We start from the raw sequence: 16786 nt of genomic DNA, 5'->3' as shown, positions 1-16786 counted from the left end.
ACAGTGCCCTGTCGCCCAGCCCTTTGGGCGCCCTCCGATTTCCCTGCGATGACCGCATGCGCCTGACCACGATCAAACTCGCCGGCTTCAAATCCTTCGTCGATCCGACCACCCTGCATCTTCCGGCCAACATGACCGGCGTGGTGGGACCGAACGGCTGCGGCAAGTCCAACATCATCGACGCGATCCGCTGGGTGATGGGCGAGAGCGCGGCCAGCCGCCTGCGCGGCGATTCGCTCACCGACGTGATCTTCTCCGGCTCCACCTCGCGCAAGCCGGTGGGTCAGGCAACCGTCGAGCTGATCTTCGACAACGCGGACGGTACGGTGCAGGGGGAGTACGGCCAGTACGCCGAGATCTCGGTGAAGCGCCAGGTGACGCGCGACGGCCAGTCCGCCTATTTCCTCAACGGTGCGCGCTGCCGCCGCCGCGACATCACCGACCTGTTCCTCGGCACCGGCCTGGGTCCGCGCAGCTACTCGATCATCGAGCAGGGCATGATCTCGCAGATCATCGAGGCGCACCCGGAGGAACTACGCACGCACCTGGAGGAAGCCGCCGGCATCTCCAAGTACAAGGAACGCCGCAAGGAAACCGAGAGCCGCATCAAAGCCACCCGCGAGAACCTCGATCGCGTGAAGGACGTACGCGACGAGGTGGACAAGCAGCTCGAACAACTCAACCGCCAGGCTCGCGCCGCCGAGCGCTGGAAGGCCTACAAGGAAGAGGAAACCCGCAAGCAGGCCGAGCTGCGCGCGCTGGAATACCGCGCGCTGAAGGGCCAGCACGATGGCGAAGGGGCCGGGCTGTCCGCCGCCGAAATCGAGATCGAGAAGCAGCTGGCCGGCCAGCGCGAAATCGAGGCGCAGATCGAGGCCGTGCGCGAACGCCACACCGATGCCGGCGAGCACCTGGGCTCGGTGCAGGCCGAGGTCTACAAGGTCGGCGCCGAAATCGCCCGCGTCGAACAGCAGGTACGCCACAACCGCGAAACCGCGGAGCGCCTGCAGCGCGCGCAGGGCGAGGCCGAGCGCGAACACAACGAGCTGGCCGAGCACATCGCCGGCGACCGTGCACAGGTCGAAACGCTGCGCATGGCGCTGGCCGAAGGCGAACCCAGGCTCGAAGCCCTGCAGCAGATGCAGGACGACACTGCCGAGGCCCAACGCAGCGCCGAAACCAAGCTTGCCGACTGGCAGCAGCGCTGGGACACACACACCCGTACCGCCGGCGAATCCAACCGTGCGGCCGAAGTGGAGCGCACCAAGCTCAACTATCTCGATCGCCAGGCCATCGATCTCGCCAGGCGCCGTGAAGCGCTGGAAGCCGAACAGAAGGCCACCGACCTCGTCGCGCTGGACGCTGCCGCCGAGCAGATGTATCTGGAGCACGACACCCAGCGCGAGAAGGTGGAATCGCTGGGCAGCCTGCTCGACCAGCACAAGAGCAATCACGAGAAGGTGCTGGAAGAGGAACTCCAGCTGCAGTCGGCGCTCAACGAGTCGCGCTCTCAGCTGCAGACGGCGCGTGGCCGGCACTCCTCGCTGGAAGCCCTGCAGCACGCTGCGCTGGGCCAGGAAGAAAACGCAGCCAGCCAATGGCTGACGCGGCTGGGCCTGGACAAGTCGCCACGCCTCGGCGAGACGCTGCAGGTGGAAGCCGGCTGGGAAACCGCGGTGGAAACCGTGCTCTCCGGCTTCATCGACAGCGTGCTGGTCGAAGGCGCACACGCGTTGGCCGCGGACTTCAGTGCGCTGGAAAACGCCGATGTCGCACTGCTCGATGCCGCCGAGGGCAGTGCCAACACTGCCGGCACGTTGGCCGCGCACGTGCGAGGCCCGGCGGCGGCCATCGCCATCCTCGGTCACGTGCTTATTGCCGAGACGCTGGACGAGGCGCACCAGCGCGTTGCCGGCCTGTCCGCGCTGGCGCCGTACCAGTCGGTGATCACCCGTGGTGGCGAGTGGCTGGGCCCGGGTTGGGCACGCGTACGCCGCGCGCAAGGCAACCAGGTGGGCGTGCTGGCGCGCGAGCGCGAGATCCGCACGCTGGCCGAACAGGTCGCCGCGCTGGAAGCGCGCATCGAGGAATGCACCGCCCAGCTCGACGACCAGCGCACCCGCAAATTCGAGGCCGAACGCGCCCGCGACGACACCCAGCGCGAGCTGTACAACGCGCATCGCCGCCAGTCGGAACTCGCCGGTCAGCTGCAAAGCCATCGCGGCAAGCTGGAAACCGCCCGCGCCCGCGGCGAGAAAGTGGCCGGTGAACTGGCAACGTTGATAGAGCAGCTTGACGAGCTGCAGACGCAGACCCGCGAGGCACGCGCGCGGCTGGACGAGTCGGTCGGCCATATGGGCGACCTCGAGGACCAGCGCCGCGAACTGGAGAACGAACGCCGTGCCCTGCTGGAGGCCCGCGAGGAAGCGCGCATGAACGCGCGCGAGGCCGCCGACCAGGCTCACGCGCTGGCGCTGTCGCTGGAATCCAAGCGTTCCTCGCTGGCCTCGCTGGAACAGGCACTGGCGCGCATGGAGAACCAGTTGCGCCAGATCGAAGCGCGTCGAGGCGAGATCGCCGAACAGCTCGCCGCGGGATCCGACCCCATCGCCGAGCTCGAAGCCGAGCGGCAGACCTATCTCGACCAGCGTCTGCTGGTGGACAAGCAGTTGGTGGAGGCGCGCCGTTCGCTGGAGGAATGCGATATCGCTTTCCGCCAGTTGGAACAGCGCCGGCACCTTGCCGAACAGAGCCTCGCCAACCTGCGCGAAAACCTTTCCGAAAAGCGCCTCGCCGCGCAGGCCTTGCAGTTGCGCGCCGAGCAGCTGGCCGAAGCCATCGCGGCTTCCGGCCTGGAGCTGGAAACCCTGCTCGCCGAACTGGCGGAGAACGTGGATGCCTCGGAGTGGAAACAGCAACTGGCCGAGCTCGCACAGAAGATCGTTCGCCTCGAACCGGTGAACCTCGCCGCGATCCAGCAGCACGCCGAACAGAGCGAGCGCAAGACCTATCTCGACAACCAGCTCAGCGACCTCACCAGCGCGATGGAGACGCTGGAAGGCGCGATCAAGAAGATCGACCGCGAGACGCGTGCGCGCTTCAAGGAGACCTTCGACAAGGTCAACGCCGGCGTGCAGGAGTTGTTCCCGCGCCTGTTCGGCGGTGGCCATGCCTACCTCGAACTCACCGGCGACGACCTGCTCGACACCGGCGTGGCGATCATGGCGCGGCCACCCGGCAAGCGCCCGTCCAACATCTCGCTGCTCTCCGGCGGCGAGAAGGCGCTCACCGCGGTGGCCCTCGTATTCGCCATCTTCAACCTCAACCCCGCGCCATTCTGCCTGCTCGACGAGGTGGATGCGCCGCTGGACGAAGCCAACGTGGGCCGCTTCTCCAGCATGGTGCGCGAGATGAGCGAGCGGGTGCAGTTCATCTTCATCAGCCACAACAAGGCCACCATGGAAGCCGCCAGCCAGCTCTGCGGCGTGACCATGCGCGAGCCCGGCGTATCGCGCCTGGTGCAGGTGGACCTGGCCGAAGCGGCTAAACTGGCGGGCACCGCGTGAGTGCCGCCTGCGATGCCCGCGTGATTGAACTGAGGAAGTGCGTTCGCCACCCGCGGCGAACGAACCGATGAGGAACCGATGATGACGCTGCAACCCGTGCTTGCCCTTGGCTGGAACCCGGCTGTCGGCATACCGATGTTCATCGTTGGCCTGGTCGTGCTCGCCCTGGTCTGGCTGTTTGGCCAGCCGAAGAAGGAACAGCAGGGCAAGCGGCGCATGCCGCCAGGACCGGTGCCGAACAACACGGGCGGCGAACGCCGCGAACCCACGCTGGGCGAGCGCGGCGACGCCGACGGGCTTTCCTTCAGCGCCACCGATGAACTGCGTTTCGACGAAAACGCGGTGCCGCCGAAGCAGGGCGAGCTCGATGTAGGTCTGCGCGAAGAACTGGAACGCCTCGGCGCCACGCTTTCGGGCGAACGCAGCACCGGTGTGTCGCGCAGCAAGCTGGCCGGGCAGGCTGCCGCCATCGTGGATGCATTGCGTGCGCCGTCGGCCTCGGCCGAACCGGCCGCCGCGCCGGCCGGCAGCGCTCCGGCGACGCCGGCGTCGGCTCCCGCGGGCGCTGCGCCCGTTTCCGCGCCACAGCCGAACCGGCCGCCGCCGCGCTCCGACCTCGGTCGTCGTCCTGCGCAGATGCCGGTGGAACGCATCGTCACCCTGTTCGTGGTGGCGCGCGAAGGCTCCAGTTTCCACGGCCCCGATCTGATCGTGGCCGCCGAGAAGGCAGGCCTCGAGTTTGGCGACATGGGCATCTACCATCGGCTCGCCGACGGCAAGCGCGAGCTTGGTCCGATCTTCAGCGTCGCCAACATGCTCAAGCCGGGCAGCTTCGATCTGTCCAGACTCGACGTACTGCGCACGCCCGGCCTCAGCTTCTTTATGACCTTGCCCGCGCCGCTGCCCGCGCTCGACGCATGGGACACCATGCTGCCCACCGCGCAGCGCCTTGCCGAGTTGCTGGACGGGCAGGTGCTGGACGAAGAACGCAACGCGCTCGGTCGCCAGCGCATCGCCCACATCCGCGACGAGCTGCGTGGCTGGGACCGCGACCGCCAAGGCGAGGAAATCCATTTCAGACGCTGAGCGTCCGCGGCTTTCACAATCGTGCACCGCCGGAAGCTTTCGGCGCTGTCGATCAAGGCGAGTAGGCCATCGACGGCTGGATTGTGGCCGCGTCCGATATGGGAGAGATCCAGTTCCTCGACGGCCCGGTCATTGCCGTTCGAAGAGCGGCCAGGCACAGGTGACGTGCGAGTGATGTAGGCAGCAATCAGGCTTGCCTGTGCATCGCTATTCAAGCCGATCGATTCAAGCCCGCTCACTGTGCTGCCGATAATGGCCAAGATGCGTAATGGCAAACGGCGTTTAATCGCGCTATGGTTGCCGGGCTCTAGGGGTATGGCAGTCGCTTGCAGCGAATCAACGTGCATGGACCGCCGCAGGTCGGAATCATTCTGCAAACGTGGTGGCCATCCGATATGACGGCACCGGTTTCCCTGCTTGTGTTCAAACTGGACCTGCTGCGACTGGGCGTGTCGCTGGCCGCGGTCGAGCGCGTGGAACACGCCTGTGAGGTCACTCCCTTGCCCGGGGCGCCGATGGCCGTGTTGGGCGTGGTCAACCTGCACGGCCACGTGGCCGTGGTGATCGACCTGAGGCTGCGGCTGGGTTTGCCACCGCGTCCAATCAGTCCTGCGGACGCCTTCGTGGTACTGGCGTTACCGCAGCAGTTGTTCGTACTTCCGGTCAGCGAAGCAGAAGGCGTGACCGCGGTCGATAGCGGGGATTTCGTGCCGGGGGAGGCACTGATCCAGGGCGTTGCCCAGGTGCGGGGCCTGGTGAAAACGCCGGACGGCCTGTTGCTGATCGACGACCCACAGCAATTCCTCGATGTCCACGACATGAAGGCGCTGGCCAGTGCCTTGGATGCCCGACGTGCCGGGCAGTGAGTCAACCGTTCTTTGGGAAAGGGTCGGCTCGGTCGTGGAGCGGCTCTTCGGGCTGCACCTGCAGGGCGAGAAATTGTCGGATCTGAAGCGCTCGCTCAGGGGAGCGGCAAGCGAACTCGGCCTTTCCGATGTGGAGGCATGCGCACAGCTGCTGCTGTCGGAAAAGCTCGACGCCGCAGGCGTGGAAACCCTGGCCAGTCACCTCACCATCGGGGAGACCTATTTCTTCCGCGACCAGGAAGCGTTCGCCGCACTTTCGACCCATGTCCTGCCTGCGCTCATTGAGGAGCGGCGCCGCATGGACAGCCGGCAGCTGCGTATCTGGAGCGCCGCCTGCTGTACCGGTGAAGAAACCTATTCGATCGGCATCCTGCTGCGTCAACTGTTGCCGGACATCGGCAGCTGGCAAATCAATCTCCTTGGTACCGACGTCAATCCGCGCTTCCTGCGCAAGGCTGCGGAAGGGGTGTATGGCCAGTGGTCGTTTCGTGGAACATCGCCGGATTTCCGCGCCCGGCATTTCCGTCAGCTGGCAGGGGGGCGCTACATACTGTCGCCTGCGATCCGGCGCATCGTCCGCTTTGCACCCTTGAACCTCGCTGACGAGGCCGCGCTGGCCAGCATGCGTGATGGCGGCTTCGACCTGATTCTCTGCCGCAACGTCCTCATGTACTTCACGCCGGCGCAGGCATCGAAGGTAGTCGAGGCACTGCATGGGGCCTTGCGCGAGGATGGCTGGCTGGCAGTCGCGCCGTGCGAGGCCTCGCAGACCCTGTTTGCCGGCTTTCGTGCAGTCCATTGCGACGGCGCGATCTTTTACCAGAAAGGCCAAGTGCAGTATCGCCGCGGAGTTGCTCCAAAAGACGAGGGCGCAACGGAGGTGACACCGGCCAAGACGCTTCCGGCACGGGTTTACGCAACGCATGAAGTGTCGTCCGGTTTTCCTAAACCAGCGACGCCGCCATCTGCTCCCAAGCGGCGGCCGCCTCCCCCAAAGGCGAAGGAAACGGTACTTTCCGCGGAGGCAACCGCCGCATGGGCAAGGACGTTGGCCGACCAGCGCCGCATGGACGAAGCGCTGGTCTGGTGCGATCGCTGGATAGCCGCCGAAAAACTGGACCCGGCGGCCCATTATCTGAGAGGGATGATTCTTGCCGAGACGGGCAACGTGCCCGAGGCCGGCGCCGCATTCGAGCGCAGCCTGTACCTGGCACCCGATGGCGTAATGGCCGGCCTGGCGCTTGCCAATCTGGAGCGCACCCGCGGACGGGAGAAGCATGCGGCACGCCACTATCGCAATGTCCTGGCCTTGCTTGAACGGCTGCCCCCGGACGCCTACCCCGAACATGCCGAGGGCATTAGCGTGCGGCAACTGACCGCCCTGGTCAGGGACTTGATGGTCGTGGGAGACCATGCATGAACTCGTCCGATGGCCTCGACGCCTCTCATGTCATCTTGCGCGAACGTGCGCGACGGCTGGCGCAACGGCCCTCCGACAAGCCGCTCGAGGAGCAGATCGAGGTGCTCGAGTTCACTCTTGCCCACGAGCGTTACGCCCTCCTGGCCAGTCAGGTGAACGACGTGCAGCCGCTCAGGGATCTCACGCCGCTGCCTTGCACGCCATCGTTCCTTCGCGGCCTGGTCAACCTGCGAGGGCGGCTGGTGGCGGTGATCGACCTGAAGCAGTTTTTCGGTCTGCCCGAACCAGGCATCACCGACCTGCACAGGATTGTGCTGCTGCGCAGGGACGAGGTGGAAATCGGGCTGCTGGCTGACACGGTCGAAGGTGTCTCGGCCATCGGCAAGAGCCGCATCCAGCCGGCGCCGTCGACCGTGGGGGGAGTCGCAGCGGAATATATCGTGGGAGTCACGCCGGAACGGCTGGTGATACTGGACACAGACGCCATCCTCAACGATCCGCGTCTTGTCATAGATGAGGACGTGAGTTCGTAAACAACCATAGGCATCAGTAGGGGGTTGCCATGAACGGGTTCAACAACCTCAAGACCGGCACCAAGATGGTGCTCGGCCTCGGGCTTATCGTAGCGCTGCTCGTGCTGTTGGGCGTCATGGCCCAGCACGCCATGGAGGAAATTACGCAAAGCCGCAATGTAGCGGTGGAGGCGAACGCATTGGAGGCGTCGCTCAATGACGATCGCGCCGTCGTCCTGACGCTGCTCTCCATTAGCGATGCGACCACGCGCAACAATCTGTTCGACGAGGCTGGAAAAAACGGCAGATCCGCAGCCGCCTACCTGCAAGGCATGCGCAACCTCACGCAGATGGAACCGGAACTGGAGACGATGATCGCCCAGTTCGCCGACCAATATGCGGTATATGCGCAGGTTCGCGATGGCCAGGTCCTCGACCTGCTCCGCAAAGGCCAGGTCGAGGCAGCGCGCGCTACCTCGCTGGGGGAACAGAACAGCCGTTACCTCGCCATGCGGGACCTTGCTGAAAAACTTTCGGACCGCGCCTTGACTCTCGGTACGCAGCAGGCCTCGAGTGCCCGCAGCACCTTCGCCGTCGTGGGCGTGCTGGCGTTATTGGCGGCGATAGCGATTGGCTGGTTGCTGACCCGTACGATCGCTGGCCCGCTGCGTTCGCTGACGACGGCAGCCGAACGGATCGCGATCGGCGATCTTCCTTCCGAAGAACTATCGCTGGGCCGCAGCGACGAAGTCGGACTGTTGCATCAGGCCTTCGGGCGCATGAGCCGCTCGCTGCGGCAGATGGCCGGGATAGCGCACAGCATCTCCGAGGGCGATCTTCGCGTCAGCATCGAGCCGCAATCCGAGCACGACGTACTGGGCAAGGCGTTCGCGTCGATGATCCAGAACCTGCGCAACCTGACGGCGGATCTCCACGAAGGCATCAATGTGCTGAGCAGCTCGGCGAGTGAAATTTCGACCTCGACCAGCGAACTCGCCGCCAGCGCCACCCAGACCGCCGTCGCCGTCAGCGAAACCACGACTACGGTGGAGGAGGTCCGGCAGACCGCGCAGATGTCCAGCGAGAAGGCCCGGGCAGTCTCCGATTCCGCCTTGCGGGTGGCCTCCATCTCGGAGGAAGGGCGCAAGGCTACGGATGACACCGCAGTCGGAATGGCGCGAATCCAGCAGCAGATGGAACTGATCGCTGAAAGCATGGTGCGGCTCAGCGAGCAGAGCCAGGCGGTCGGCCAGATCGTGGCTACCGTCGATGATCTGACCGGACAGTCCAAGCTGCTGGCCGTAAACGCCTCGATCGAAGCGGCCAAGGCCGGCGAGCACGGCAAGGGTTTTGCCGTGGTTGCGCAGGAGGTCAAAAGCTTGGCCGAGCAGTCGCGCCAGGCCACGGCACAGGTGCGCAGCATTCTCGGCGACATCCAGCAGGCCACGAGCGCGGCGGTACTGGCGACCGAGCAGGGCAGCCACGCCGTAGCCGAAGGCGTACGCCAGTCCACGCAGGCGGGTCAGTCCATCCAGGCGCTCACCGGCAGCGTCAGCGAAGCTTCCCAGGCAGCCGTGCAGATCGCCGCATCCAGTCAGCAACAGCTGGTCGGTGTAGACCAGGTAGCCACGGCGATGGAAAGCATCAAGCTGGCGAGCAACCAGAATGTGGACAGTGCCAAGCAGATGGAAGCGGCGGCGCACGGCATCAAACTGCTTGGCGAGAAGCTCAAGCAACTTGCCGCCGGCTACCGCCTCTAGCCGGCAATGAACGAACGCGACGCCGAATTCCTGCAACGCCTGCGAGCCGTCTTCCTGACGGAGGCGCGTGACCACCTGCTCGCTATCGGCACCGGCCTGGTGGCATTGGAAAAGGGCGGTTCACCAGTCGAACGCGGACAGCACGTGGAAGCCGTGTTCCGGCACACGCACAGTCTCAAAGGGGCGGCGCGCGCTGCAGGCTTCCCGCGGATAGAAAAGCTTTGCCAGACGCTCGAGGAAATCTTCGCGCTGTGCAAGCGGCGCGGTCGGGTGCTGCCGGCCGGCAATTTCGATGTGCTGCACCGGGCATTCGACATGGTCAGTGCCGATGTGGATGCTGGTGGCGGCACGGTACCGAACCTCTCGCCCGATGCCATTGCCGCGATGCTGACCCAGTTGGAGGCGATCGCCCGGGGCGAGGCTGCGGTCGAATGCGAGCCGGAGAGCCTGCACGAGCCCGAGTCTTCTGCCGAGGAAGCCGTCGATCAGCCGCCTGCCGTGCCCGATGCCGATACCGGCGCGGTGCCGGTGCTGGTGCGTGAGGTGACCAGTACTGTCCGCGTCCAGACACCGCGTCTGGATCGGGTCCTGCTCGCGGCGGAAGAACTGCTGACGGTCAAACAGGCGGGAGCCGAGCGCACTGAAGAACTGCGGCTGCTGGAGTTGCGCTTTGGTCTATGGTCCAAGCACTGGCTGGCAGCGCAGCCGGCACTGCGCCGGCTGCGGAGTCTGGTTGCCACGAGTGATCCCGGCACCCGGATCGAGCTGGAATCGGTAACCAGGGCGCTGGAATTCCTGGAATGGAATTACGGCCATCAGCGCTCCCTGGAAGGTGACGTTCGCGCCATCGCGCGATCGGCCGCGCGCGACAGCCACTTTGCCGGCAAGCAAATCGACGAGTTGCTGGACGATTCGAAGACCTTGCGGATGCTGCCGTTTTCGGCGCTCTCCGAGGCTTTGCCCAAGCTGGTGCGCGACCTCGCGCGTGACCAGGACAAGCAGGTCGACCTGCAGATTTCGGGTGAGGATGTGCAACTGGACAAGCGCATGGTCGAGTTGCTGCGCGATCCGCTGGTGCATCTGGTGCGCAATGCCTTGGACCATGGCGTCGAGCTGCCGGCGAAGCGACAGGCTGCCGGCAAACCGCCTCGCGCGACCTTGCAGGTGCAGGCTCGTCTACTGCATGGCAATCAGATAAGCATTGAAATCGCGGATGACGGTGCCGGCCTCGATCCGCAGCGGCTGCGCAAGGCGGCGCTGCGCTCCGGCGTGCTGGGTGAGGATGCCGCCAGAGAGCTCAATGACGCACAGGCCCTGGAACTGGCCTTCCGTTCCGACGTGTCCACCAGTCCGATCATCACCGAAATTTCCGGGCGCGGGCTGGGACTCGCCATCGTGCGCGAGCAGGTCGAACGACTGGGTGGGCGAGTCGAGGTGGAGAACCGCGAGCCCTGCGGTGCGCGCTTCCGGATACTGTTGCCACAGAGCATGGCCATGCTGCGCGGCTTGTTCGTGGAGGCGTGCAACCAGGTATTTGTCCTCCCCAGCGCACATGTCGAGCGGGTGATCCAGGTGCCGCGTGCCAGCTCGAAAACCGTTGGCCAGCGCGAAACGCTGACAATCGACGGGCAAGTCGTCGCACTTGCCCGTTTGCACCAATTGCTCGAGATGCCTGCCTTTCAATCGGCAGCCGATCCCATGACCGTCGTGCTTCTGGGCGCAGGGCACCAGCGTGTGGCCCTGGTTGTTGACGAGGTGCTGCACGAGGGGGAGGTCCTGGTCAAGCGCCTGCGGCGACCGCTGGTGCGTGTGCGCAATATCGCCGGGGCTACCGTGCTGGCCTCGGGCAAGCCGGTACCGATTCTCAACGTGGCCGACCTGCTCAAGTCTGCCAGGCACACTGCCGTGCAGGCTCCGGTACGGCCGGAGGCAAAGGAAGGCGGCAGGCCGCTTGCACAACGCGTGCTGCTTGCCGAGGATTCGATCACCTCCAGACTGCTATTGAAGGGCATCCTGGAGTCCGCCGGCTGCAAGGTGAGGGCGGTGGCCGACGGTATCGAGGCCTTCACGGCATTGCGCAGCGAATCGTTCGACCTGTTGGTTTCCGACATCGAGATGCCGCGGTTGAACGGCTTCGACCTGACCTTGCGCATACGCGCCGACCACAAGCTTGCCGATCTCCCGGTCGTGCTGGTCACCGCGTTGTCCCGGCGCGAGGATCGCGAGCGCGGTATCGACGTGGGCGCAAATGCCTATATCGCCAAAGGCAGCTTCGATCAACGTGAATTGCTGGAGGCAGTGCGCCGGCTGGCCGGTGCCCGGGAATCCTCGTGAACAGAAATCGCATCAGCGTCCTCGTGGTAGACGACTCGGAAGTCATCCGGATGCTGCTGGTGCACCTGATCGAACAGGATCCTGCGTTGCGCGTGGCTGGGGCCGTCGGGAGAGGCGACCAGGCGGTGGCCTTCGTGCAGGCCAATCCGCCGGATGTAGTGCTGATGGACATTCAGATGGACGGCATGGACGGATTTGAGGCGACACGCCGCATCATGGAGACCCAGCCCGTTCCGATCGTGATGTGTTCGGCGGTGACCGACGTTTATGCCGTGGCAACCGCCTTCCACGCCTATGATGCTGGCGCCGTGGCCTTGGTGGAAAAGCCGGTCGGCGACAGTCATCCCGACGCTGTGCGTCTGGGCAGGGAACTGCTGCAGACCCTGCATCTGATGTCGGAGGTGAAGGTGGTGCGGCGTTGGGCCCGCAAACCGCAGGCACAGGCGTCGCAACCCCCATCGTCGTCCAGTCGCATCCAGTTCGTGGGCATCGGTGCCTCCACCGGAGGGCCGCCGGCCTTGCAGGCGGTTTTGGGGCGGCTGGACAAGGATTTCCCCGTGCCGATCGTGATAGTCCAGCACATCAGCGCCGGGTTCCTGCCTGGCCTGTCGGAATGGCTGGGGCAAACCACGGCAGTGCGTGTGCAGATCGCAGCGCACGGCATCGAGGCGCGCCCGGGCCATGCCTACCTCGCACCGGACGACTTCCATCTGACCGTGGGCGAGCATCGTCGGCTGCGGCTCGAGAAAGCGTCGCCGGTACACGGACTTCGACCTGCCGTGGATACCCTGTTCCATTCGATCGCCAGGCAATGCGGGCCCAACGCCGTGGGCGTTCTGCTGACAGGCATGGGGAAGGATGGAGCCCAGGGCCTCCTGGCGATGCGCGACTCGGGCGCGATCACCCTCGTGCAAGACAAGGCCACTTCGGTGATCTACGGCATGCCCGGCGAAGCTGTGGCGCTTGGAGCGGCCAGCCAGGTCCTGCCACTCGACAGGATCGGCGAAGCCCTGCAACGCGTCGTCCAACCGCATTCCTACCCCAAGGCGCTTCCGTGAACAGCAAGCAAGCTAGTGGCGGCGACGCAGTCGAGATCCTGGTCGCCGAAGACAGCTCCACCCAAGCCCTCAGCCTGCAGTATCTGCTGGAACAGCAGGGCTACCGGGTGACTATCTGCCAAAACGGCCGTCTGGCGTTGGCCGAGGCAAAACGGCACAAGCCGGACTTGATCATCAGCGACATCGTCATGCCGGAAATGGATGGCTACGGCCTTTGCCGCGCAGTCAAGTCGGACGCCGACCTGAACGATGTGCCGTTTCTGCTGGTCACGACGCTCAGTAATCCGGAAGACGTTCTCAGCGGTCTTGAAGCGGGTGCCGACAGCTTCATCCTGAAGCCTTACGACGATACCTTCCTGCTCAACCGCGTGAATTTCGTGCTGTTGCACCGCCGGCTTCGCCAGTCCGATCGCGCCGACATGGGGGTCGAGATCAGCTTCAAGGGACGCAGCCACTTCATCACGTCCAATCGCCTGCAGATCCTCAACCTGCTGTTGTCCACCTACGAAGCAGCCATCCAGCGAAACGACGAGTTGCGTCGTTCGGAAGAGGAGTTGCGCGAGGCCAACATCGCCCTTTCTGCGGTCAACGAACGTCTTGAGGAAGAGATCCGCCAGCGCCAGGCCATGGAGAAGCAACTGGCCGCCGCCAAGCAACAGGCGGAAATCGCCAACGAAGCGAAATCCGCTTTCCTGGCCACCATGAGCCACGAGATCCGCACGCCCATGAACGGCATCGTGGGCATGGTCGATGTGCTGGCGCACAGCAAGTTGTCCGAGTATCAGACTGACGCCGTACGCACGGTGAAGGAATCCGCGTTTGCACTCCTGCACCTGATCGACGATTTGCTGGATTTCTCCAAGATCGAAGCCGGCAAGCTCGAGCTGGAGCTCACGCCGACCAGCCTGTGCGACACGGCCGAAGCCGTCTGCGACACCTTGAGCGCGCTGGCCGATCGCAAGGGCGTGGATCTGTTCGTGTTCGTCTCGCCCGAGGGGCCGGCCCAGGTCCTTGCCGATCCGGTGCGCCTGCGCCAGATCATGTACAACCTGGTGGGCAATGCCATCAAGTTCAGCAGCGGCGAGCGGGAGCGGCGGGGGCGCGTCGACATCCGCGTGGAAGTGAGCCGCCAGCAACCCTTGCAGATCGCCTTCAAGGTCAGCGACAACGGTATTGGCATTCCCCGGGAGGCACGCGCCCACCTGTTCGAGTCGTTCCGCCAGGCCGAGGTCTCGACCACCCGGCGCTTCGGTGGCACCGGTCTCGGCCTCGCCATCTGCAAGCGCCTGGTCGACTTGATGCAGGGTGAAATCCTCGTTGACAGCATACCGCGCATCGGCACGACCTTTACCGTCCATCTGCCCTTCGAAGCCGTGGCCGGTGCTGCTGCTCCGGGAGTTCCTGATTTGTCGGGAGTGGAGTACGTCATTGTCGATGGCCAGAACGCCCGTGCGGACGACCTGCGCAGCTACCTCCAGTACGCGGGAGCACAGGTAACCGTGGTGACGGACGATGAGGACGCGGTACGGATCTGCGCCGATGCGACCAAACCGATAGTGCTCGTGCACGGTGGCATCGACGAGGCGGGCCGCGCGGCATGGCTGGACCGGTTCGATGCCCAGCCGAACGTGCACCACTTGCTGGTGTCGAAGGGGCGCCGCCGCGTGGCGCGTCTGGTGAGCGCCGGCGTGGTGACGATGGACGGCAATCTGCTGCGTCGGCGCTCGCTGCTGCATGCCGCGGCTGCCGCGGCGGGGCTGGCGTCGCCCGCTACGGAACAATGGCGCTCTTCCAGCCAGCCGGAACCCGAGGCCAGCGCACCCACCATCACCCAGGCGCGCGCATGCGGACAATTGATCCTGGTAGCGGAAGACGACATCACCAACCAGAAAGTGCTGTTGCGGCAGTTGAACCTGCTGGGCTACTCGGCCGAGTTGGCCAAGAACGGGCGCGAAGCGCTGGAGCTCTGGCGCCGCGGCCGCTATGCAATGTTGCTCACCGACCTGCATATGCCGGTGCTGGACGGATACGGGCTGGCTGCCGCCATTCGCCTCGAAGAGCCGCCGCAAAGCCATTCCCCGATCATTGCCCTGACGGCAAACGCCTTGCGCGGCGAAGCGAGCCGTGCGCTCGCGGCGGGAATGGACGACTATCTGACCAAGCCGCTGCAACTGCCTGCGTTACGCAAATTGCTGGAGCAATGGTTGCCGCCGCCCGTGACCAAGGAGGGTCACCAGGATGCCGAACCTCAGCAGGCCGAGCCTGCGCAGGATCGACCGACACTGGACATCAATGTGCTCAAGAACTTGATCGGCGACGAGCCGGCGCTGTTGTACGTGTTGCTAAAGGACTTCCTCGACGCGCTGATGACGGGAATGGCCGCTATCCGGAAGGCGGCGGCGGGAGATGATTTCGGTGAAGTGGGTGCGATGGCGCATCGGCTCAAATCTTCGTCGCGCAGCGTCGGGGCTCTTCAAGTAGGTGACATTTGCGCCGAACTAGAGAACAGTTCGCTACTTGGTGACAAGGCGGTCACGGTAGGGGCCGTCGCGAACTTCGAAGCAGCAGCCGGGGAGCTGCTGCTGAAACTGCGGGAACAGCTGCATGAGCTGGAGTCCCGCCTGGATGCAAATTCGAATGTTTCCGGATGGAACGGCGATGAAAGCCCTACTGGTAGACGATGACCCTTTTATCCTGAAACTGCTTTCGCTTCAGTTGCGGACAGTCGGGATGCACGTGGAGATGATCTGTCACAGCAGCGGGCAGGCCGCCCTGGATCTGCTGGAACATGATCGGGACATCGGGATCGTCTTCTGCGACTTGCAGATGCCCGGGATGGATGGCGTGGAATTCGTCCGCCATCTCGTACGCCTCGCGTACGCCGGCAGTCTGGTGCTGGTCAGTGGTGAAAATCCCCGGACGCGGCAGGCCGTGGAGCAGTTGGCCCGTGCGCATGGCTTGCATGTGCTTGGAACCCTGGGCAAGCCGGTGACCACGGAGTCGCTGCTTCAAGTGCTGGCTACGGGCAATCCTGCGTCTCCCTCGCCGGATTCGGCTACTCCAGCGCCACGCTATACACCGGCCGAACTCCAGCGGGCCATCTCCCAAGGGGAATTGCGCAACCACTATCAGCCGAAAGTGGAACTGGCGACCGGCAAGGTGGTTGGCTTGGAGGTGCTCGCACGTTGGCAGCATCCGCGAGATGGCCTGGTGATGCCCTGCCATTTCATTCCGATGTCCGAGAAGCACGGGCTGGTGGGGCCGCTGAGTGTCGAGGTGACGCGTAAGGCGCTGCATGATCTGCGGCACTGGCTGGACGCCGGCCACCGATTCGATTTGGCTATAAACGTGCCTTTGGGTAGTGTTTCGTCGCTCGATTACCCGGAAATCCTGCTTGAGCAAGCGCACGTTGCCGGGGTGCCGATGCACCATCTCGTATTGGAGATCACCGAGACGCAGTTGATGGATGACCCCCAGGTACAACTGGATGTGCTGAGCAGGCTGCGCCTCAAGCAGGTCAAACTTTCCATCGACGATTTCGGCACCGGGTACTCCTCCCTGGCCCAATTGCGTGACCTGCCGTTCGACGAACTGAAAATAGATCGCGGCTTTGTCCATGGGGCGAGCCATAACGCTTCTTTGCGTGCCATCCTCGAAGCCAGCCTTAGCCTGGCGCGCGACATGGGCTTGCGCACGGTCGCCGAAGGCGTGGAAGACCGTGAGGACTGGGATCTCCTGCGGGCGGCTGGCTGCGACATGGTGCAGGGCTACCTGGTCGCCAAGCCGATGCGTGGAGATCAGGTTGACGGTTGGCTGGCCGAATGGGAAACCCGCCGAAGTACCTTGATTCCTCCTGCTTCCGAAGCAAGAGAACATTAGGCTGCGACCTGGCGCCCGAGGCCGAGCAACGTCGGCTAGCGCGACAGGACGTCTTGCCGGGCAGGGTAGTGGCGAATCTGTTTCTGGCAGCACCGCCGGCGGCTCATCCATCTAGGGCAGGGCATGGCCGCTTTCGACTTGCCGGTTCCGCAGCGCTGAAGTGACACTTCCTGGCCGACGATGGGCAACCGTCAAGGTATCGATCGGCTTCGATCGCAGCTGGCTGCCGAAAGAAAGTGGCCAGTCCTGAGCGTAGCGTCATCTGAAAATAGTAGGCGCGGGCGGTGCGGATTTCTCGTAATCTG

Annotated in this window: 10 protein-coding genes; all 10 read left to right on the top strand. The window is 64.5% G+C overall.

Going from position 1 to position 16786, the window contains the following annotated elements:
- Positions 1-56 precede the first annotated feature (56 nt).
- The 10 genes from smc (at position 57) to IHE49_RS10260 (ending at position 16481) form a co-directional block, all read left to right on the top strand.
- On the top strand, positions 57-3566 hold the full coding sequence (gene smc, locus IHE49_RS10300) for a chromosome segregation protein SMC (RefSeq protein ID WP_192157547.1): 3510 nt from the start codon (positions 57-59) through the stop codon (positions 3564-3566).
- An 81-nt stretch (positions 3567-3647) separates the two neighbouring features.
- A complete protein-coding gene (zipA, locus tag IHE49_RS10295) occupies positions 3648-4652 on the top strand; it encodes a cell division protein ZipA (RefSeq protein WP_192157545.1) in 1005 nt (334 codons plus the stop codon).
- 395 nt (positions 4653-5047) lie between these two features.
- Positions 5048-5518: a chemotaxis protein CheW gene (locus IHE49_RS10290; protein ID WP_192157543.1), complete on the top strand. Its 471-nt coding sequence runs from the start codon at positions 5048-5050 to the stop codon at positions 5516-5518.
- Complete coding sequence (locus tag IHE49_RS10285) at positions 5496-6938, top strand: protein-glutamate O-methyltransferase CheR (protein ID WP_192157541.1); 1443 nt, start codon at positions 5496-5498, stop codon at positions 6936-6938. Before IHE49_RS10290 ends, IHE49_RS10285 begins: the two co-directional genes overlap by 23 nt.
- Positions 6935-7471, top strand: coding sequence for a chemotaxis protein CheW (locus IHE49_RS10280; RefSeq protein ID WP_192157539.1), 537 nt, complete (start codon positions 6935-6937; stop codon positions 7469-7471). The genes IHE49_RS10285 and IHE49_RS10280 overlap by 4 nt, the downstream gene beginning before the upstream one ends.
- A 29-nt stretch (positions 7472-7500) precedes the next feature.
- Positions 7501-9210 carry a methyl-accepting chemotaxis protein gene (locus IHE49_RS10275; RefSeq protein WP_225578365.1) on the top strand — a complete coding sequence of 570 codons (1710 nt, stop codon included), beginning with the start codon at positions 7501-7503 and terminating at the stop codon, positions 9208-9210.
- Positions 9211-9216: 6 nt separating this feature from the next.
- Positions 9217-11544 (top strand): response regulator, encoded by a 2328-nt coding sequence (locus tag IHE49_RS10270; protein ID WP_192157537.1) that lies wholly within the window; start codon positions 9217-9219, stop codon positions 11542-11544.
- A complete protein-coding gene (gene cheB / locus IHE49_RS18465; protein WP_343227567.1) occupies positions 11541-12602 on the top strand; it encodes a chemotaxis-specific protein-glutamate methyltransferase CheB in 1062 nt (353 codons plus the stop codon). Before IHE49_RS10270 ends, cheB begins: the two co-directional genes overlap by 4 nt.
- On the top strand, positions 12599-15286 hold the full coding sequence (locus IHE49_RS10265; RefSeq protein WP_343227571.1) for a response regulator: 2688 nt from the start codon (positions 12599-12601) through the stop codon (positions 15284-15286). The genes cheB and IHE49_RS10265 overlap by 4 nt, the downstream gene beginning before the upstream one ends.
- Complete coding sequence (locus IHE49_RS10260; RefSeq protein WP_192157533.1) at positions 15261-16481, top strand: EAL domain-containing response regulator; 1221 nt, start codon at positions 15261-15263, stop codon at positions 16479-16481. The genes IHE49_RS10265 and IHE49_RS10260 overlap by 26 nt, the downstream gene beginning before the upstream one ends.
- The last annotated feature ends 305 nt before the right edge of the window (positions 16482-16786 follow it).

This window comes from Rhodanobacter sp. 7MK24, assembly GCF_014842995.1.
GTDB lineage: Bacteria > Pseudomonadota > Gammaproteobacteria > Xanthomonadales > Rhodanobacteraceae > Rhodanobacter_A.
This window is presented reverse-complemented; position numbering and strand designations above follow the sequence as displayed.

Coding starts and splice junctions, on each gene's coding strand:
- smc (WP_192157547.1), top strand. CDS start 57: ATGCGCCTGACCACGATCAAACTCGCCGGCTTCAAATCCTTCGTCGAT.
- zipA (WP_192157545.1), top strand. CDS start 3,648: ATGACGCTGCAACCCGTGCTTGCCCTTGGCTGGAACCCGGCTGTCGGC.
- IHE49_RS10290 (WP_192157543.1), top strand. CDS start 5,048: ATGACGGCACCGGTTTCCCTGCTTGTGTTCAAACTGGACCTGCTGCGA.
- IHE49_RS10285 (WP_192157541.1), top strand. CDS start 5,496: ATGCCCGACGTGCCGGGCAGTGAGTCAACCGTTCTTTGGGAAAGGGTC.
- IHE49_RS10280 (WP_192157539.1), top strand. CDS start 6,935: ATGAACTCGTCCGATGGCCTCGACGCCTCTCATGTCATCTTGCGCGAA.
- IHE49_RS10275 (WP_225578365.1), top strand. CDS start 7,501: ATGAACGGGTTCAACAACCTCAAGACCGGCACCAAGATGGTGCTCGGC.
- IHE49_RS10270 (WP_192157537.1), top strand. CDS start 9,217: ATGAACGAACGCGACGCCGAATTCCTGCAACGCCTGCGAGCCGTCTTC.
- IHE49_RS10260 (WP_192157533.1), top strand. CDS start 15,261: ATGAAAGCCCTACTGGTAGACGATGACCCTTTTATCCTGAAACTGCTT.